The 19484-nt window shown below is 70.2% G+C and carries 16 protein-coding genes; 9 read left to right on the forward strand and 7 right to left on the reverse strand.

Annotated elements, in window-relative coordinates:
- Window positions 1-59 precede the first annotated feature (59 nt).
- From BLS97_RS06955 to BLS97_RS06965, 3 genes are all read left to right on the forward strand, one after another.
- Window positions 60-830, forward strand: coding sequence for a fasciclin domain-containing protein (locus BLS97_RS06955; RefSeq protein WP_090475345.1), 771 nt, complete (start codon window positions 60-62; stop codon window positions 828-830).
- An 84-nt stretch (window positions 831-914) separates the two neighbouring features.
- Entirely contained in the window at window positions 915-1481 is a 567-nt protein-coding gene (locus tag BLS97_RS06960; RefSeq protein WP_090475346.1) for an alpha/beta hydrolase family protein, read from the forward strand.
- A 19-nt stretch (window positions 1482-1500) separates the two neighbouring features.
- Window positions 1501-2016: a mycothiol transferase gene (locus tag BLS97_RS06965; protein WP_090475347.1), complete on the forward strand. Its 516-nt coding sequence runs from the start codon at window positions 1501-1503 to the stop codon at window positions 2014-2016.
- Between the two features lie 39 nt (window positions 2017-2055).
- On the opposite strand, the gene BLS97_RS06970 is transcribed toward BLS97_RS06965, so the two are convergent.
- Window positions 2056-2937, reverse strand: a complete 882-nt coding sequence (locus BLS97_RS06970) for a LysR substrate-binding domain-containing protein (protein WP_090475348.1) — start codon at window positions 2935-2937, stop codon at window positions 2056-2058.
- A 130-nt stretch (window positions 2938-3067) separates the two neighbouring features.
- Between BLS97_RS06970 and BLS97_RS06975 the strand changes: the two genes are divergently transcribed.
- Entirely contained in the window at window positions 3068-4420 is a 1353-nt protein-coding gene (locus BLS97_RS06975; protein WP_157695249.1) for an MFS transporter, read from the forward strand.
- Here the strand turns inward: BLS97_RS06975 and BLS97_RS06980 are convergent.
- From BLS97_RS06980 to BLS97_RS06990, 3 genes are all read right to left on the reverse strand, one after another.
- The gene (locus tag BLS97_RS06980; RefSeq protein WP_172832227.1) at window positions 4347-7295 is read right to left on the reverse strand and encodes a helix-turn-helix transcriptional regulator; all 2949 of its coding nucleotides are present in this window, start codon (window positions 7293-7295) and stop codon (window positions 4347-4349) included. The two genes, BLS97_RS06975 and BLS97_RS06980, sit on opposite strands and share 74 nt — an antisense overlap.
- Window positions 7296-7560: 265 nt before the next feature.
- Window positions 7561-8298 carry a lysophospholipid acyltransferase family protein gene (locus BLS97_RS06985; RefSeq protein WP_090481573.1) on the reverse strand — a complete coding sequence of 246 codons (738 nt, stop codon included), beginning with the start codon at window positions 8296-8298 and terminating at the stop codon, window positions 7561-7563.
- Window positions 8299-8378: 80 nt separating this feature from the next.
- On the reverse strand, window positions 8379-9119 hold the full coding sequence (locus tag BLS97_RS06990; RefSeq protein ID WP_090475351.1) for an SDR family NAD(P)-dependent oxidoreductase: 741 nt from the start codon (window positions 9117-9119) through the stop codon (window positions 8379-8381).
- 348 nt (window positions 9120-9467) lie between these two features.
- Here BLS97_RS06990 and BLS97_RS06995 point away from each other — a divergent pair, with 348 nt between their 5' ends.
- The 4 genes from BLS97_RS06995 (at window position 9468) to BLS97_RS07010 (ending at window position 14197) form a co-directional block, all read left to right on the forward strand.
- Window positions 9468-11489 carry a beta-propeller fold lactonase family protein gene (locus BLS97_RS06995; RefSeq protein ID WP_172832228.1) on the forward strand — a complete coding sequence of 674 codons (2022 nt, stop codon included), beginning with the start codon at window positions 9468-9470 and terminating at the stop codon, window positions 11487-11489.
- Between the two features lie 103 nt (window positions 11490-11592).
- A complete protein-coding gene (locus tag BLS97_RS07000; protein WP_090475353.1) occupies window positions 11593-12945 on the forward strand; it encodes an NAD(P)/FAD-dependent oxidoreductase in 1353 nt (450 codons plus the stop codon).
- A 140-nt stretch (window positions 12946-13085) separates the two neighbouring features.
- Window positions 13086-13610, forward strand: coding sequence for a SigE family RNA polymerase sigma factor (locus BLS97_RS07005; protein ID WP_090475354.1), 525 nt, complete (start codon window positions 13086-13088; stop codon window positions 13608-13610).
- Window positions 13607-14197 (forward strand): hypothetical protein, encoded by a 591-nt coding sequence (locus BLS97_RS07010; protein ID WP_090475355.1) that lies wholly within the window; start codon window positions 13607-13609, stop codon window positions 14195-14197. The genes BLS97_RS07005 and BLS97_RS07010 overlap by 4 nt, the downstream gene beginning before the upstream one ends.
- A 31-nt stretch (window positions 14198-14228) precedes the next feature.
- Here BLS97_RS07010 and BLS97_RS07015 read toward each other — a convergent pair whose 3' ends face one another.
- Window positions 14229-15221, reverse strand: a complete 993-nt coding sequence (locus tag BLS97_RS07015) for an aldo/keto reductase (RefSeq protein WP_172832229.1) — start codon at window positions 15219-15221, stop codon at window positions 14229-14231.
- The gene (locus BLS97_RS07020; protein ID WP_157695646.1) at window positions 15218-15583 is read right to left on the reverse strand and encodes a MerR family transcriptional regulator; all 366 of its coding nucleotides are present in this window, start codon (window positions 15581-15583) and stop codon (window positions 15218-15220) included. The genes BLS97_RS07015 and BLS97_RS07020 overlap by 4 nt, the downstream gene beginning before the upstream one ends.
- 88 nt (window positions 15584-15671) lie before the next feature.
- On the opposite strand from BLS97_RS07020, the gene BLS97_RS07025 reads away from it, so the two are divergent.
- Window positions 15672-15950: a DUF2277 domain-containing protein gene (locus BLS97_RS07025; protein WP_090475357.1), complete on the forward strand. Its 279-nt coding sequence runs from the start codon at window positions 15672-15674 to the stop codon at window positions 15948-15950.
- 103 nt (window positions 15951-16053) lie between these two features.
- On the opposite strand, the gene BLS97_RS07030 is transcribed toward BLS97_RS07025, so the two are convergent.
- Window positions 16054-19308, reverse strand: coding sequence for a DEAD/DEAH box helicase (locus BLS97_RS07030; protein WP_090475358.1), 3255 nt, complete (start codon window positions 19306-19308; stop codon window positions 16054-16056).
- Between the last annotated feature and the right edge of the window lie 176 nt (window positions 19309-19484).

The following is a 19484-nucleotide window of genomic DNA, read 5'->3' on the forward strand; positions in this document are numbered from 1 at the left end:
AGCCCACCACCACGGACGATGCCGGGCTTCGTCCGCATGCCAAAAAGGAGCACCACCGAATGATCATCAAGCGTCTTGCCGGTCTCGCCGTCGCCGGGGGCCTGGCCCTCGCCCTCGTCGCCTGTGGTTCCAGCAGCAGCGGCACCGCCGCCTCGTCGGCCACCTCGGCGGCGATGGCCTCCTCGTCCTCCGCCCCGATGACATCCAGCGCGGCTCCCATGTCCAGCGCTGCCCCCATGTCGAGCATGTCCAGCGCTGCCCCCATGTCCAGCGCCGCCCCGATGTCCAGTTCGGCGATGGCCTCGGGTGGGGCGTCCGACGCATCGGCCCTGGTCGGATCAGGTTGCGCTGCCTATGCCAAGGCGGTCCCGTCGGGCGCCGGTTCGGTCGGCGGCATGGCCGCCGACCCGGTCGCCACCGCCGCGAGCAACAACCCGCTGCTCACCACGTTGGTCGCCGCCGTGTCCGGCAAGGTGAACGCCAAGGTGAACCTGGTCAACACGCTCAACTCCGGCGAGTTCACGGTGTTCGCCCCGGTCGACTCGGCCTTCAAGAAGATCGACTCGGCCACCATGACCAAGCTGACCACGGACAGCGCCCTGCTGACCAAGATCCTGACCTACCACGTCATCGCGGGCCAGCTCGACGCCTCGAAGATCGCCGGTACCCACCAGACCGTCGAGGGTGCGTCGCTGACCGTCACCGGCTCCGGCGACAACATCAAGATCAACGGCACCTCCACCGTCATCTGCGGCAACGTCAAGACCAAGAACGCCACGGTCTACCTGATCGACACCGTCCTGTCGCCGCCGGCCAAGACCACCAGCTGATCTTCACCCTCAGCAACCCGACCGGCCCCGGCGAAGTCTCGCCGGGGCCGTCCGGCGTCTCGACGCATCTGCCAACATGGGCCGATGATCCCCTCCCCGCACGTCGGCGCTCTCCTGCTCACCCCGGGTGCCGGAGGCGGCCGGGACAACCGCACATTGGTCGCCCTGGCGGATGCCGTCGATCCCCTGCCCTGCCTGCGAATGGACTTTCCCTACCGCATCGCCGGACGGCGCGCACCGGACCGGGCCCCGGTGGCGATCGCCCACCTGGCCGAGCAGGCGGCCCGATTCGTCGCCGAGCTGGGGATCGAGCCCGACCGGCTGGTCCTCGGGGGCCGCTCGTACGGGGGGCGGATGTGTTCGATGGCGGTCGCCCAGGGGTTGCCGGCGGCGGGTCTGGTCCTGCTGAGCTATCCGCTGCATCCGCCGGGCCGACCGGACAAGCCCCGGGTGGAGCACTTTCCGGGAATCAAGGTGCCGGTTCTGTTCGTTTCAGGGGAGAAGGATCCGTTCGGCAGCCCCACCGAGTTCGCCGGCTACGTCGGTGACATCGCGGGGCCGGTCACCCAGGCGTGGTTGCCGGGCGGTCACGACCCGAAGTCCGACGCCCGGTTGACCGCCGTCGTCGACGAGTGGCTGGCCACCCTGTGACCGGCAGAGACGAGACGAGATGACGAATTCCACGCGGGCCGTGCTGCAGGACGCGTTCGACCGGGTCGACCAGGTGGTCGGGGCCGTGACCGCCGGCTTGACCGAGGAGGTCGGGACCTACCGGCCCGATGCGGCGGCCAACTCGATCAGCTGGCTGATCTGGCACCTCACCCGGATCCAGGACGACCACCTGGCCGGCATTACCGGCGGCGAGCAGGTGTGGATCAGCCAGGGCTGGGTCGACCGGTTCAGCCTGCCCTTCGCCATGGAGGCCACCGGGTACGGGCAGGACGCGGAGGAGGTCGGCGCCGTGCAGGTACCGGCCGAACTGCTGGCGGCCTACCACTCCGCGGTCCACGAGAACACGGTCCGCTACCTCGAGGGGCTCGACGACGTGGAGCTGGAACGCGTGGTCGACCGTCGCTTCGACCCGCCGGTCACCGTGGCCGTCCGGCTGGTCAGCGTCATCAGCGACTCCCTGCAGCACGCCGGACAAGCCGCATACCTGAAAGGTCTCGCCGATCGACGGGGCTGACCGCCCCCACCCTCGCCCGGCGACGGTCGTCGCCGAGGTCTACGGCAGCTGATCGCTCCGCTGATCAGGTCGGCCGGCCAGTTGTGGGTTGTTGCCCAGGATCGCGGTGGTCAGGGCGGTCGTGGCGTCGGCCGGCGCTCGCGGTCCGGTCAGCAGGACGAAGTCGACCTCGCCGAGGTCGGGCAGCGCGGCCGCGGACACCTCGATCAGGTCCCGCGGGGCCAGGCTGCGGGCGAACACGGCGATCCCGAGACCGGCCCGGACGGCCGCCAGCACACCATTGACCCCGCGCACGGTGCAGGTGATCCGGTACGAGCGGCCGGCGGCGTCGAGGGCTCGGACGCCGATCGCCCGGCTCAGGCTCGGCGCCTGGTAGACCACCAGCGGCACCGGGCGGGCCGTTTCCAGCACCGTCCCCTCGGCCGCCGCCCAGATCAGTCGGTCGCGCCGGACCACCGACGCCCGTCCGTCGCCCGGTTGATGTTTCACGAACGCCAGGTCCAGGTGCCCGGACTCCAGACGGCGATGCAGGTTTCCGCTCTGCCCGACTGTCAGTTCCAGGTCGATCCGCGGGTAGAGCCGGCGGAAATCGCGCAGGATGCGGGGCAGCGCCGTCAACGCCAGGTCGTCCGAGACGCCGAACCGCAGCCGGCCGCGTAGGCCGGACCCGGTGAAGTACGCCGCCGCCTCCTGCTGGGCGGCCAGGATCGTCCGGGCGAACCCGGCCATCGCCTCACCGTCGGCGGTCAGGGTCACCGTCCGGGTGTCGCGCAGGAACAGCGGCCGGCCCACGGACGCTTCGAGTTTGCGGATGTGCTGGCTGACCGTCGGCTGCCCCAGCCCCAGTTCGGCCGCCGCGCGCGTGAAGCTCAGCGTCCCGGCGACGGCGAGGAAGGTCCGCAGGTGATCGGGCTCGTACACACGCGCCTCCGGTCGGTAATTACGTATCGTAATGACTTTGATTGCATCAATTCTTGTACCAAATGAGCGACGGATGCAACAGGATAGGGGTCGTCAGCGCCGACCCGTCATCGAAATCAAGGGATTGCACTTGTCCTCCCGGTCCACTCAACGCCCCGTTTCCTCCTCCGACATGTTCACCTCGTTGCGGTCCGGCAACTTCCGGATCTTCCTGGCCGGCCAGCTGATCTCCAACATCGGCGGCTGGACGCAGCGGATCGCCCAGGACTGGCTGGTTCTCACGCTCACCGGCAGCGCGACCGCCGTCGGCGTCACGACTGCTCTGCAGTTCCTACCCACCATCGCGCTCGGACCGATCGGCGGACTGATCGCCGACCGGTACCCGAAACGTCGGATCCTGTTGATCACCAACAGCGTGATGGCCACGTGTGCCGGCACTCTCGGATTGCTGACCATGGAGCATCGGGTCACCGTGCTCCAGATCTACGCCCTGGCAACGATTCTGGGTATCGCCGTCGCAGTGGACAACCCGACCCGGCAATCGTTCGCCAACGACCTCGTCGGGCCGTTGTTGCTGCGCAACGCGATCAGCCTGAACTCCGCGGTGTTCCAGCTCGGCGCACTGATCGGGCCCGCGATCAGTGGGGTGCTGATCGGCGCGATCGGCATCGGCTCGGCGTTCCTCGTCAACTGCGGGTCGTTCCTGGCCGCCCTGCTCGCCCTGTCCGTCCTGCGGCCGGCCGACCTGGTCATCACGCGGCGTGCCCCGGCGCAGCGGGGCCAGGTCCGCGCGGCCGCCCGCTACCTGATGGCCCATCCGGAAATGCGATACCCGACCATCCTGGCCGGCATCTTCTCCTTCTTCACGATGAGCCTTCCGGTGACCATGGCCTCCTTCTCCTCCCGCGTGTTCCACGCCGGATCGTCCGGATTCGCACTGCTGACGTCACTGATGGCCGCGGGTTCGGTCGTGGGGTCACTTCTCGCCGCCCGTCACGGGACGTTCCGTCTGCGCGGGCTGGTCGCCCTGGCCGCGGCACTGGCCGGAGCGCAGATCGGCGCATCGTCGATCCCCGGTCTGCTACCCCTGGGCATCGCTCTGATCGGCCTCGGCCTGTGCGTGGTCCTGTTCGGGATCACGGCCAATGCGACGGTCCAGCTGGCCGCCGGCGACCACATCCGTGGCCGCGTACTGGGGCTGTACCTGATGGTGGTGATGGGGGCCGGCTGCCTGGGCGGCCCGGCCGTCGGCGCGATCGACGAATGGTTCGGCCCGCGCGGCGGGCTGCTCCTCGGCGGCCTGATCCCGGGCGCCGTCACCGTCGTCGTCGGTCTTCGGTTGGCCCGCACCGCGGGGATCCGCCCGATTCCCGCTCTGCGGGCCGGGCTGGCCACCAGGACTCACCGCTTCAGGGGAGCAGACCGCGCTGCCGGGCCAGAGCGACCGCCTCGGTCCGGGTGGCGGCGCCGAGTTTGGCCATGACGCGGCTCAGATGCACGCTCGCCGTCTTGTCGGAGATGAACAGTTCCTGCCCGACCTGACGGTTCGACCGCCCGGTGGCCACCAGGGTCAGCACCTCGGTCTCGCGGGCCGTCAGCGGCGACCCGGTCGGTTGCACGGCGGCGGTGGGCCGCAGGTCGAGGCGCCCCCGCCGGGCCAACTCGGCGATCTGCTCCAGCATCGGGGCGGCACCGAGCTGTGACGCCTGGGCCTCGGCAACCCGGAGCAGATCGGCGGCGCGGTCCCGCTCCCCGCCCGACAGCAACAGGCGGGCCGCGTGGATGCCGGCGTAGGCCTGGTCGGGCACCCGGCCCGCGTCCACCGCGGCCGTCCGGACCTGCAGCCATTGCCCGGCCGTGTCGGCGCCGTTCGCCCGGTCGGCTTCGGCCCGCAGCCGGAGCCGCCAGGACCGGCCCAATGGCCCACTGGACGCGGGGGTGAGCGGCACCGCATCCATCTCGTCGGCCAGCGCCCTTGCCTGCTCGGCGAGGTCGGCGCCGGGCTCGGACCTGCCCTTGCCGGCTCCGGTGGCCAGGTCGGCCAGGGCCGCCGCCTGCCGGGCGGCCAGCAACAGCTTCTCGGTACCCCAGCCGTCCTCGACGAGTTGCGCCGCACAGGCCCGGGCCAGCGCCAGGGCCTCCGCGGGACGGCCCTGGAGCAGGCGTTGATCGACCTCGGCCAGATCGAGTTGGAGCTCGGCGTAGTGGTCGCCGGTGCCGCGCAATCGGGCCAGCAGGCGTTCGGCTTCCGGATCGCCACGGCCAACGAGTACCCCGACGGCCTGGGTGGCCAGGACCCGTCCGGGTTCGGTCGGCGCGTAGACCGCGGCCAGGCTGTCGGCCAGCACCTGATCCCAGTCACCGGTCGCGGCGAGCACCCAGCCGCGCATCAGCCGCAGGTCCAGGCCATAGGAACTCCAGACCAACCCCGCCCGATCGGTCAGGTCGACCCCTTCCTGCGCCGCGGCGAACGCGCCTTCGAGATCCCCGTCCTCCATCAGCTGCGCGGACAGGAATCGCAGCGTCCTGACCCGGATGTCGAGGCCCTCCGGACCGGTCGTCATGGGAAGGGCGTCGATCATGGCCGGCGCCCCGGCGGCCGGGAGGAGCCCGCGCCGGGCCATCAGACTCAGGGTGACCAGGGCGTCGGCCGCGATCATGTCCGCACCGGTCTGCTCCGCGATCCGGACGGCCTCGGCCAGCATCTCGGCCGCCATTTCCAGGCTCTTGCCGTCGAACATCGCCCGGGCCCGGGTGGCCAGGGCCCGCGCCCGCAGCGCGGTCGCGTCCGGCAGGAGCTCAAGGGCCTCCCGCGACGGTCGATCGCCACTCTGGTCGGCCTCGAACGCCAGGCGCGCGAGGCGTTCCCGCACCTGCGCCCGCACCATGACGTCGGCTCCGCAGGCGTCCGCCTCGGTCACCGCGGCCGACCCGAAGGCCATCGCCCGGGCCGTGTCGCCGCTGTTCGAGGCGGCCTCGGCCGCGCGGCGCAGCAGATCCAGGCGGCCGCCGGCATCCCCGACCCGGTCCAGCAACGACACCGCCTGCTCCAGATGACGCAGCGCCTCGGCCGGTGCGGCCATGGCCTCCGCCGCGGCGGCGGCATCGACCGATGCCCGCAGGGCGCCGGGCAGGTCGTGACTGGCCAGCAGGTGGTGGGCCCGTTCGGCCGGACCGACGCTGGGGTCGACCCCGTCCGCCAGCACCTGGGCGAACCGGGCATGACGACGCACCCGCTCCCCCGGCAACAGGTCGCCGTAGACCGCCTCCTGGTAGAGCGCGTGCCGGAACGCGTACGTGTCCCCGTCGCTGATCATCAGCCCGGCCTCGACCGCCTCCCGCAGCCCGTCCTCGATGTCCGGCGTACCCGCCGCGGCCAGCAGGAGGTCGTGCCCGACCCGGCGGCCGGCCACCGCGGCCGCCCGGACCGCCTCCCGACCGGCCGGTCCGAGGTCCTCGACCCGGCTGAGCAGGACGTCGACCAGCTCGTCGGGCAGCCGGCCCGGCGGGCCACCGGCCCGCGCCCGGGCGAGTTCCTCCGCGAAGAACGCGTTGCCCTCGCTGCGTGCGAACACCCGCTCGAGCAGTTGCGGATCGACCGGGGCGCCGGACAGTTGCTCCAGCAGCTGCGCCACCTCGTCCCGGCCGAGCGGACCGAGGTTGATCCGCCGGACATGAGGCAGTCGGGCCATCTCGGCCAGCAACGGCCGGAGCGGGTGCCGCCGGTGCAGGTCATCGCTGCGGTAGCTGGCGATCACGGCAATCCGGCCGGTCCGCAGGGTCCGGGCCAGGAAGGCGATCAGGTCGCGGGTGCTCCGGTCGGCCCAGTGCACGTCCTCGATGACGAGGAGCACCGGCCGGGTCTCGGCCAGGGCGGTCAATACTCGACGCAGGGCCTCGAACAACTGCCCCTGGGCCAGCCCGTCCGACCCCGGGGCAGTCGGGGCCGGCCCACCGACCAGCTGCGGGAGGAGCCGGGCCAGGGCGGGCCGGACCGCGGCCTCCTGCTGCAGCACCTGCGCGCCGTCCGGATCCGCCTCCACCGCGCGCAACGCGTCGATGATCGGCAGGTAGGGCAGGCCGAAGTCGCCGACCTGCACGCACGACCCGAACAGGCTGAGGCCGCCGGCGGCGCTGGCTTTGACGCCGACCTCCTGCAGCAACCGGGTCTTGCCGGTGCCGGCGTCACCGGACAGCAGGGTGATCGTCGGCTCGGACGAGCTGACCGAACGGTCGATCAACTCGGTCAGCTCGGCCTGGCGTCCGATCAACCGCCGCGGGGTCGACTCGGCCGGCGCAGCACCGGGGAGGGTCGACTCGGCGCGCGCAGCGCCGGGGGATGTGGTCGGGCGGGGCACGAACCTATCGTCGCGTAGCGCGGGGCTCGCCGGCCACTCCTCGTCGGATGTGGCGGGACCTCCGCGCGTGTCCGATGTCCGGCCACCGCCGCTCATCGGCGTGCACCAGATCGCGTTCCCGTTGCCCGATCAGATTCTCCACTACGAACCAGTTCATCGTCATGGATACCAACCTCGCCGTAAGACGTGCTGGGCACATGAGGCGAACGCCTTATCTTCCGAGCGTCGGCTCGGCGCCGACCTCAGGTCTGATCGGCGCGGCGGGTCAGGGCCGGATCCGGGCGGCGTCGATCGCCGCGGCCGACACCGGGTCCGGGGCGCTGCCGCCGAGGTGACGAGGGAGCCACCATCGGTCCCGGAGATCGGCCGGGCGCTCCGGATAGTCCCGCTGGATCAGGTCGAGCAGGCCGGCCATCCGGTGACCGAGCAGCGCATTGGCCTCCGTGGCCGTCCGGGCCGGGTCGGGCAGGATCGGCTCACCGACGAGGATGGTGACCGGCAGGTGCCGGCGCAGGTGATATCGGCCGTCCACGGTGAGGATGCGGTGTCCGCCCCAGGTGACGATCGGCACCAGCGGCACTCGTTGGTCGGTGGCCAGGGCCGCCGCGCCGACCTTGAACGGCTTGAGCGTCCAGGACCGGCTGATGGTGGCCTCCGGGAACACGCCCACGAACTGATCGCTCTGCAGCGCCCGTTCGGCGTGTCGGTACGCGCCGGCGCCGGAGGCCCGGCTGACCGGAATGTGGCCCATGGCCCTCATCAGCGGCCCGATGAGCGGCCGTCGGAAGACCGATCCCTTGGCCAGGAATCGCACCATCCGCCGTCGTTGCTGGGCGACCAGCCCGACGAACGCGAAGTCCAGGTAGCTGATGTGGTTGGACGCGATCACCGCCGGCCCGGCCGCCGGTAGGTGATGCGCCCCGCGGATGTCGAACCGGATGTCGAGCAACCCGAAGACGCCGCGGGCGATGCGGGCAACGACCCGATACACCCGGTCCCGCATCGGATGTTCCCCCGCCCAGTCGAATTCGTAGCTGTCGGTCTCGGTTCGAGGCCGATCCCGCGCGAGGATGGGTCGGCGGCTCACAAGCCACCCGCGACCCTGATCGTGGTGCCGGTGACGTAGTCGGCGTCGGGACCGAACAGCCAGGCGATGGTGCCGGCGATCTCGTCCGGGCGCCCGACCCGCCCCATCGGGATGCGGCCGGTGACCCTGGCCGTGCGCCCGGGGTCGCCGGCCGCGGCGTGGATCTCGGTCTCCACCACACCGGGCGCCACCCCGACCACCCGGATACCCTGCGGGGCAAGCTCTTTGGCCAGGCCGACGGTCAGGGCATCGACACCGGCCTTGGCCGCGGCGTAGTGAACGTACTCCCCGGCCGACCCGATCGTCGCCGCGGCGGAGGAGACATTGACGATGCATCCGCCGTTCGTCATGAGGCGTGCGGCCATCCGCGCACAGAACACGGCACCTGTCAGGTTGACGTCGATCACCCGCCGGATGACGGCCGGATCGGTGTCGGCCAGCCGTCCGATGTGCAGGGTGCTTCCGGCGTTGTTGACCAGCCCGGTCACCGCGCCGAATGTGTCGACGGCCCGTGCGAACAGGGCTCCGGCATCTTCCGGATCCGAGACATCACCCGGAAGCACCACGACCGACGGGGCGCCCGCCGCACGGGCTCGGGCCGCAACGGCCAGGGCGGCGTCCGCGTCGACCAGGTAGTTGATCACCAGGGCATGCCCGAGGCGGGCCAGGCGCAGGGCGGTGGCCGCTCCGATGCCGCGGCCACCTCCGGTGATCACGGTGACCTGGGGTGTCGTCATAGCGTGCAGTATCGCCCTCGGGTCTCTCGTCCTGATCGGGCCGGCTGCGTCGCCAGGGCCGCCGCCGGGTCGGCCGCTGGAACACGGCCGACACCCAGGGAACTCTCGACAGCGCAAGAAACTTCGGATACACGCCAAGACCTGGGGGTGCCGATACCACCATCATCGCCGTGGGGATCCGCAACGGGCCCGGCCGGCCAACTGCCGGGGTTGTCCCATGTCATGCCGGCGCTGTCGGCCGGTACAGGTTCCATAGCCCAGTGGCTATGGGTACGACACGTGTTGATACGGTCACGCGCGGTGGCGTGTGCCGACCGGACATTCTGCGGAACAGTAGTGGGAGTCTTCATGGGTGGCACGTCGGTTCCGAATGCCCGGCGACCTAGGCGACGAATTCGCCTCTCTGCGCTGGCCACGATATTTTTCGTCTTCGGCATCACCGTCGCCGTCCCACTGCCGGCCGCCGCTGATTCGGTGGTGACGACCATTGCCGGCCCCGGTGGGACCACCGTCGGAAACTCGGTCGCGGTGTCCCCGGACGGCAAGACGATCTACACCTCCGACAGCGGGGCGAAGACCGTCTCCTTCATCGACGTGGCCACCAACGCCGTCACCTCGACCGTGAGTACGCCGGTCACGCCGACAGGGATCGTCGTGTCGCCGGACGGGTCGAAACTGTATGTGACGTTGAGTTCGACGAATTCCGTTCTGGTCATCAACACCGCCACGGCCACCGTAGGCCCCACCATTCCGGTCGGCACCGTACCGGCCGGGATCGCCATCTCCCCGGACGGTTCGCGGGTGTACGCCGCGAACGTCAACGGCGTTGTCGGCTCGACGAACGAGTCGGTCGTTGACACCGCCACCAACACCGTGATCGCGTCGATTCCCGATGCGTCGGCGGCGCGATCATTGACGGTCTCACCGAACGGCAAGCGTCTCTATGTCGGGCACTTCTCACCCACGTCGCACAACGTCACCGTGGTCGATACCGCCACGAACACCGTCGTCGCGACGATCACCACCGCCTCCCTCACCAATGCCATGACCGGGCTCACGTTCTCCCCCGACGGCACCCGCCTGTACGGCGCGGCCCGCGGCTCCAACGAGGTGACCGTCATCGACCCGGTGACCAACACCGTCGTCGGGAGCATTCCGGTCGGCACCGCGCCCACCAGCATCGCCGCCACGCCGGACGGCACCCGGGCCTACGTCACCAACAGCGGTACCAACACCGTCTCGGTGATCGATCTGGCCACCTCGACCGTGGTGAGCACGATCACCGTCGGCACCGCCCCCACCGGCATCAACATCACCCCCGACGGCCTGTTCGCCTACGTCAACAACGGCACCAGCCAGAGCATCTCGGTGATCTCCCTCGACACCTACCCGGCCACCACCACCACCACTACGCTGCCCGCCGGGACGTACGGCACCGGCTACTCAGCAACGGTTTCCACCACCGGCTCGCCCGCGCCGCAGGTGACGGTCACCGCCGGAAGCCTGCCTCCGGGCCTGTCCCTCGACCCCACCACCGGCGTGATCACCGGTACACCGACCGCGGCCGGCGACTTCACCTTCACCGTCACCGCGGCCAGCACGGTCAGCGGCATCCCGGCCACGGCGACCAAGGACTACACCGTCACGGTCACGGCCGTCTCGGCAACCGCCCCGCTCACCCTCACCGCCACCCTCAACGCCACCGACATCGACCTCGCCTGGAACCCGCCCGCCGACACCGGCGGAGCATCCGTCACCGGCTATCGCATCGAACGCAGCACCAACGGCGGCGCCTTCACCACCCTCGTCGCCGACACCACCACCCCCGACCCCACGTACACCGACACCACCGCCCAACCCGGCCAGACCTACAGCTACCGCGTCGCCGCCATCACCCAGGCCGGACCCGGCGCCACCTCCAACACCGCCGACGCGACCGTTCCCGTCGTCGGCACCACCGGGCCCACGACGACCTCGACCACCTCAACCGACCCGACCACACCAACCAGCGATTCGACGACGACCGCCGACACCAGCACCATCAGCGACTCAACCACCACCGCCGACACCAGCACGCCGGCGACCAGCGCCAGCCAGCTGCCCGCGGGCAGCGGTACCTCCACCAGCAACGAGACCACCACCGCCACCGGCAGCTCCAGCACCACGCAAGCGGTGAACACGGCCGACCCGAACCCGAGCGATCCCGCCACGGCCAACCCGCAGCTCGCCGGCACCGGCATCGACGCCGCGCCGATGCTCGCCGCCGCAGCCACGCTTCTCGTCCTGGGCGTTGGCCTCCTGCTGCTGGCTCTCCGGTCCCCCGGCCGCCGACGCGCGGCCGCCCGCCCGGGCTGGGGCACGCACCGATAGGCCCTCGTCCTGGCCCGGTGCGACGGCCACTCGTCTCCTGGCCGGCCGGCCCCGCTGAACCGTTCGTATTCTGGTGTCCGGGCCGACGACGCGGGAGTGACTCATGGTCAATGCACGGATCAGCGTCGAGCACGTGGTCGTCATCGGGGCGAGCGCGGCCGGCCTGTTCGCGGCCGCGGCCGCCTCTGGTGCCGGCGCCCGGGTCACCGTGCTGGAGCGCGACGAGACGATCGGCACGGCGCAGCCCCGCTACGGGGTGCCGCAAGGGCGGCATCCGCACGTATTCCTGCACCGGGGCCTGCAGGCCGCCGAGGAGTTCTTCCCCGGACTCCGGGACGATCTGATGGCCGTCGGGGCCCGGCCGTTCGACACCGCCAAGCTCGCCTGGCTGGGCGAGAACGGCTGGTCGACCCGGAATGCATCGTCGTACCAGGTGCTCTCGACCACCCGCCCCCGGCTGGAGGCCTGCATCGCCGCCCGGGTCGCGGAGCTGCCGTGGGTGACCATCCGGAATCCGGTGACAGCGACCGGATTGACGCGATCGGCAAGAGGATGGTCGGTGATCCTGTCCGACGGCAGCACACTCGACGCTGAACTCGTCGTCGACGCCTCGGGCCGCACGTCTCGGTTCCGGCGGTGGCTCACCGAGTTGGCCGGCGATGCGGTGCGCACCACCGAGGTGGACGCGAAGATCGGGTACTCGACCCGGGTGTACGAAGGGGACCCCGACCTCGCCGACGTCCCGGGCGTGGTCATCGGGCCAACGCCCGAGGCTCCGCGGGGCGGCTTGGCCCTGCCGGTCGAAGGTGGCCGCTGGATGATCATGGTGCTGGGCATGGGTGAACACCGTCCGCCCCGGGGAAATGCCGGTTTCGACGAGTTCCTGACCCAACTGCGCGACCCGGCGTTGGCCGGGATCGCCGCCCGGCTGAACCCGGTTGGCGACGCCATGGTCTATCGGCAGACCAGCAACGTCCGGCATCACTACGAGGCCCTGCCCAACTGGCCGGACGGTCTGCTGGTGGCGGGCGACGCACTGTGCGCCTTCAACCCGGTCTACGGCCAGGGGATCTCGGTCGCCGCCGCGGAGGCGCTGGCCCTGCGGGAGGTGCTGCGGGACGGACCGACCACCGGTTGGTCCCGCCGATTGATGACGAGGTTCGCCGACCTGGCCGAGACTCCGTGGTCGATCTGCACCGGGCAGGACCGCCGGTATCGGAGTTGCCCGGACGATCCGACCCGCCTGGAGCACCTGTCCAACCAGTGGGCGCTGCAGTTGGGCCGGCTGCAGGCCCACGGCAACCTCCGGGCGGCGCGCACCCTGAGCGGCGTCTACCACCTGATGACCCCGACCCGTCAGCTGTTCCATCCGGCCCTGATCGCCGCCTCGGTCGCCGGCCGCTTCCGCGGCTACGGACCGCTCACTGCCCGGCCGGCTGGGCTGCCGGCGGCGTGAGATGGCTGCCCTCCGGCCCGAGGCTCGTTCCGCTCTTCGTGGCGTGCAGACTCGACCGGGCCGGTCCGATGTCGGTGCTCGCGAAGACTCCGGGTGAATCGCCCTCAACCATCGCCCGGTTCGACGCGTTGACTTGAGGTATGGAGCGCACCCGAGACGCCGAGTTCGCGGCGTACGTGACGGCACAGGGGCGCGGCTGGGAGCGGTACGCCTACGCCTTGACCGGCGATCGCCAGCGCGCCGAGGACCTGCTGCAGGGGGTGCTGCTCCAGGCGTTCCGCCGGTGGTCGCGGATCACCGCGGTCGAGCACCCCGACGCCTACGTCCGCCGCATGCTGACCAACGCCTACCTCGACTGGCGCCGTCGGCGCCGCAATTCCGAGGTGCCGACCGACGAGATCCCCGACGTCGACGGCGCGCCCGATGTGGCGATCGGCGTCGTCGAGCGGGACGAACTGCAACGGGCCCTGACCACGTTGAGTCCGCACCAGCGGGCGGTGCTCGTGCTGCGTCATCTCCAGGGACTTGACGACGAGCAGATCGCCGCCACCCTCGGCTGCTCGATCGGGACGGTGCGCAGCCACGCCGCCCGGGGCAAGGAACGGGTACGGGCAGCGCTCGCGCCGGCCGCCGGCCACGACATGAAGGGAAGGACCACCGGATGAACAGCATCGACGATCTGCTGGACCGCGGCTTCGACGAACTGGCCGGCAAGGCCCCCCACGACGCCGACCTGGCCGGGACGATCCGCCGGCGCTCCCGGTACCGCCGGATGGTGACCATCGCCCCGATCGCTGCCGTCGTCGCCGTGCTGGCCGTGATCGGGGCCGTGGTGTTGATCCGCCCGCCGGCCGCCGGTCCGGCCGCGCGCCCAGCGAGCGCCTGCGGGCCGGTGGAGGTGTCGGTCCTGCCGACGTGGGCCAGGGCCGGGTTCTCCGACCCGGTACCCAGGGCGGCCTACATCACCAGCCGCAGCGGCCACGTGGTCGCCATCCTGTTCACCAATCCGCTCGCCGCCCCACCGGTGGCCGGCCAGGGCAACAAGATCCTGTGGGTAGCCGACAACGCCTCCGGCGGAGACGATCTGGTGATCGATGGCCGACTCGAGGGCGGGTCGGCGACCATGCACACCACGGTGGCCGGCGGACCGGGACCGTCCGGTGTCGATGTGCCCACCGCCGGCTGCTGGGTGTTCACCCTCACCTACGGAACCCACCACGATGTCATCGACATCCCGTACTCGGCGCCCTGACCGCGGGCCCCGGCCGACGACGACGGCTCGGTCACTTCTGTTGCGCGGCGAGCCTTCCCATGCTCGAAGTGGCCGCATACCGGGACCCGACGGCCTGCGGCACGGCCTCGCCGATGCGACGCAAATCCTCCGGCGTCAGCTCGATCTCCAGAGCCCCCAGATTTTCCTCGAGGTACCGGCGGCGCTTCGTACCCGGGATCGGCACCATGTCCTCGCCCTGGCCGAGCACCCAGGCCAGCGCGAGTTGCGCCGGTGTCACGGACTTCTCGGCCGCGAGTTCACGCACCAGTTCGACGATCCGTTGGTTGGCGACGAGGTTGTCGCCCTGGAACCGCGGATTCGCCCGCCGGAAATCGTCGTCGGCCAGCTCGTCGACGGCCGTCACGGCACCGGTCAGGAAGCCACGACCGAGTGGCGAATAGGGGACGAACCCGATGCCCAGTTCCCTGGCCGTGGGCAGGATCTCGTCCTCGACGTCGCGGTACCAGAGTGAGTATTCCGTCTGCAGGGCGGCGATCGGATGCGTGGCCTGCGCCCGGCGCAGGATGTCCGGTGTCACCTCGGACAGCCCCAGATAGCGCACCTTCCCGGCCGTCACCAGCTCGGCCATCGCCCCCACGGTGTCCTCGACCGGAACGCTCGGGTCGGGCCGGTGCTGGTAGTACAGGTCGATGTGGTCGGTGCCGAGGCGCTGCAGGGACGCCTCAGCGCTGGCCCGGACGTATTCCGGCCGACCGTTGATCCCCCGCGCCGCCGGGTTCGCCGGGTCCCGGACGATGCCGAACTTGGTGGCCAGGACCACCTGGTCCCGACGGTCGGCGATCGCTCGGCCGACGAGGACCTCGTTGGTGTGCGGTCCGTAGATGTCCGAGGTGTCGAACAGGGTGACGCCCAGGTCGAGTGCCCGGTGGATGGTGGCCGTCGATTCGGCGTCGTCACCCGGACCGTAGAACTCACTCATCCCCATGCATCCGAGACCGAGCGCCGAGACTTCCAGGTCGGCCCCGAGTACGCGTGTCTTCACGAAATTCTCCTGACCCGCTTCGTGCGGTAGTTGGCGATCTTGCTGTCGATGGTGTCGAGGCTCGCCTGGATCTCGGCCAGACGGGTCTTCACGGTGAGCCGATGAGCCTCCAGCAACGCGATGCGTTCCGGCTCGGTGTGTTCACCGGCGCGGATCAGCTCCACGTACCGCCGGACCTGACGGATCGGCATGCCGGTGGCCCGGAGCCGCGAGATGAACTCGATGCGGGCCAGGTCCCGCTCGGTGAACCGGCGGCGACCCGCTTCGTTCTTGGCCACCGGATCGAGCAGGGCGACCCGTTCGTAGTAGCGCAGGGTGTGCGCCGTGACGCCGGCCATGGCCGCCGCGTCGGAAATGCTCATCTCGCTCACCCGACGACGGTACGACTTCGAGCGCGCTCGAAGTCAAGCCACCCCCCCCATCCAGGGCCCGCGCGTAAACTACGCAGGCATGTGCCGCAACATCACCGAACTCCGCGGGCTCGAACCCGCCGCCACCGACGACCAGGTCGAGGCCGCCGCGCGCCAGTACGTCCGGAAGGTCAGCGGCATCCAGAAGCTGTCCGACGCCAACCGTGACGTGTTCGAAGCCGCGGTGGCCGAGATCGCACACATCACGCGTCACCTGCTGGCCGACCTCCCACCCCGTAAGCAGCCTCCGGCTACCGTGCCCCCACTGCGCCGGCCGGAAGTACAGGCCCGCATCGCCGCCAAGGCCGCCGCGGGCTGAGCCCAGCGGCACGAGCAGGACCCAGGCGGCCAGAGCTGACCCGGCGGCGCGTCCGCCCAGCGCAGAGCGCATCTGACCCGCTGAGTCCGGTCGCCTACGGAGCTCAGCTCAACAGGGTCCGGATGTCGTCGGCGGTCAGTGCGGACGACGCGGCACCGTCCTCGCTCATCACGCTGGCGAACAGCTTGGCCTTGCCCTCCTTGAGGGCCATCACCTTCTCCTCGATCGTGCCCTTGGCCACCAGCCGGTAGACCATGACCGTCTTCGTCTGGCCGATGCGGTGGGCCCGGTCGATGGCCTGGGCCTCGGTGGCCGGATTCCACCAGGGATCCAACAGGATGCAGTAGTCGGCCTCGGTCAGGTTGAGCCCGAACCCGCCGGCCTTGAGGCTGATCAAGAACACCGGAGCGGTCCCGGTGCTGAACCTCTCCAGGACCTCGGGCCGATTGCGGGTGGCGCCGTCGAGGTAGCAAAACTCGACCTCGGACTGCGTCAACCGGTCGCGGACCTTGCCCAGGAACGACGTGAACTGGCTGAACACCAGCACCCGATGCCCCTCGGCAACCACGTCGTCCAACTGCTCCATCAGGGCATCGAGTTTGGTCGACGGTATGTTGTTGTACTTCTCGTCGACCAGCGACGCGTCCAGGCTGAGCTGACGCAGCAGGGTCAGCGAGCGGAAGATGGCGAACCGGTTCTTGTCCATGTCGCCGATCAGGCCCAGCACCTTCTGCCGCTCCCGCTGCAGATGCGTCTGGTAGACCTTCTGGTGCTTGGCGTTCAGGTCGAGTTCGATCACCTGCTCCTGCTTGGCCGGCAGGTCCTTGACCACCTGGTCCTTGGTGCGGCGCAACATCAATGGGCGGATGCGGCGCCGCAGTTGCGCGAGTTTCTCGTTCTCGCCGTGCTTCTCGATCGGCTTCTGGTAGTACTCACCGAAACGCTTGGGGCTGCCGAACAATCCGGGGGCGGTGATCGCGAACAGCGACCACAGCTCCATCAGGTTGTTCTCCATCGGGGTGCCGGTGATGGCCAGTTTGAACGCGGTGGACAGCTGCTTCGCGTGTTTGAACCCTTGGGACAGATGGTTCTTGACGAATTGCGCCTCGTCCAGGATCAACCCGGCCCATCGCTGCGCATCGTAGTCGTCGAACTCCAGCCGGAACAATGCGTAGGACGTGATCACCACGTCGGCCTCGGCCACCAGATCGGTGATGGAAACCCCGCGACGGCTTGATGTCTCGTTCACGGTGACGACTTTCAGGTGCGGCGCGAACTTGCGGGCCTCGGCCCGCCAGTTGCCGACGACGCTGGTCGGCGCGACCACCAGGAACGGGTCGGACCCGTCCGGTCGGTCGACGGCACGGCAGATCAGCGCCAGGGCCTGGACGGTCTTGCCCAACCCCATGTCGTCGGCCAGGATGCCGCCCAGACCGGCGTCGAACAGGAACGACAGCCAGTCGTAACCCTCCTGCTGGTACGGCCGGAGCTCGGCGGCGAACCGCTCCGGCACCGGCTGCGACTCGATCTCGCCGGTCGCGATCAGCGCGCTCACCGACTTGTGCCACACCGAGGCCTGCTCGTCGACGATGCCGAGTTGCTGCAGTTCGTCCCACAGGCTGGCCTGGAACCGGCTGACCCGCAACGACTTCTCGCCGCCACCGTCCTGCAGCAGACGGGCTTCGTCGATCAGCTTGCGCAGTTGCTCGAACCGTTGCGCCTCCAACCGGAAGAAGGTACCGCTGGGCAGGATCATGAACTCCTGCTCACGGGCCAGGGCCAGGAACACCTCGCGGAGGGCCACCTCCTCACCGTCCACGGTGACGGCGATCTGCAGGTCGAACCAGTCGCGACCCTCGGCGGCCTCACCGGAGATCCCGATGACCACCCCGCCGTCCGCCGCCCGGAACTTCGCCTCACCGCGGATCTCGACACTGAGCAACGAATGTCGTTGCAGGGCAGGCAACACGTCGGCCAGGAAGCCGACCGTGTCCATACCGACCAGCCTGGTCTCGGCGAGCAGCCGTCCCCGTTCCAGTAGCGGCTCGAAGTGGTGCGCGACCGCGGGCAGTGATGCGACCAGGGCCCGTTCCTCGTCGAAGTCCCGGAACGCCGCGGGCCGCGAGCGGGGCCAGAGGGGTTGCCGGTCATCGGCCCCGGCGTACTGCCAGGTCCATTCCAGATCCGTGCGATGACCGGGGAGATGGGCGACGGTCAGCCAGAGCCGGGGCGGCTCCGGCGCAGGCACCTCGAACGAGCCGTCGTGGGAGACGATCCGCACCCGCTGCCGCAACACCGGCAGATAGGTGCCCAGGAAGCGCTGCTCATCCTGGGGCGGAACGGCCTGATAGCCCGCTGTGACCAGCTGGACCAACTCGCGGGTCGGAGGGGTGCGGAACGACGCCAGCCGGACGGTGCGCTCGCGCAGCGGGGTACGGTCCTGGTCGGCCGGCCAGGTGGCCAGAGCCCGGATCGGCTCGCCGAGCATCAGGCAGGGGCCGGCGTCGTCCGACTCGTTGCCGGCCAGGATGACGGCCTCCAGACCGATGTCGGCACCGCGCCGGACGATGTCGACCACGATGTCCGCCGGTTCTTCCGCGATCGACACCGGTTGCGGCGTCCGACCCGACCCGATCAGCGGGATCCCGAGATCCGCGGCCCGGGCCAGCAGGTCCCAGATCGCCGCCCCGCTCGACTCCTCCAGGTGGATCCAGGCCGGCGTGGCGCCGTAGTACCGGGACGCCGACGGGCCGGCCACTGCAGCGACGGACGTGAACCAATCGAGCTGGGTCGGGTCGGCTCGTTGGCGTCCGTAGCTCGCGTAACCCAGGTTGGACCAGCCGATGCCGTTCCGCACCCACTTGCCCAGGGCCCCCAGTTGAACCGGGCGGATGCCGAGCCGGCCGGGCCGCGGCACCTCCAGCGCCCCCGAGGACGCCACCGGATCGCCCACCGCGGACAGAAGTTCGAACTGCAGACCCAGCACCAGGCTGGTCGGCGACACCTGCTCGTTCGCCTGCACCAGCGGTGACAACGACCGCTCCCAGGCCGGCTTCACCGCCGCCGGGTTGCGGCCGCGGTTGGACAGACCGTTGATCACCACCGCGACCACGTGCTTGCAGTTCATCCGCACCGGGCACGAGCAGACGCCGGTGAGCCCGAGAACCGTCGGTCCGTTGAGGCTGACCGCCACGTCGACCTGGTACGGAACCGGCGCCGACCCGTGGACCCGGCCGGAGATCCGCACCGGATTCTCGGTGAGCTCGACGTCGAGCACCGCGCCGTTGCGGGCGTATTCCAGCCCCTTCTGCAGGGTGAAGGCGCCGACGATCCGGCTGAGCGACAGCACGTCGATCACGGTCGCCCTCCGTTCCCGCTGTCCGGCACGAACGAAAGCCTACGGCGGCCGACCGACAGCCACGGGCGGTTGGAGCCGGCGGGTCCCCTTGGGCCTAACTTTTGCGCGCCCGGCCACCTGGCCCCAATTCCACCGGCGACTGTCGTGTTCGGGCTCCCCCGATCGTTGCGATGACG

Origin of the sequence: Nakamurella panacisegetis, assembly GCF_900104535.1 — a bacterium.
GTDB lineage: Bacteria > Actinomycetota > Actinomycetes > Mycobacteriales > Nakamurellaceae > Nakamurella > Nakamurella panacisegetis.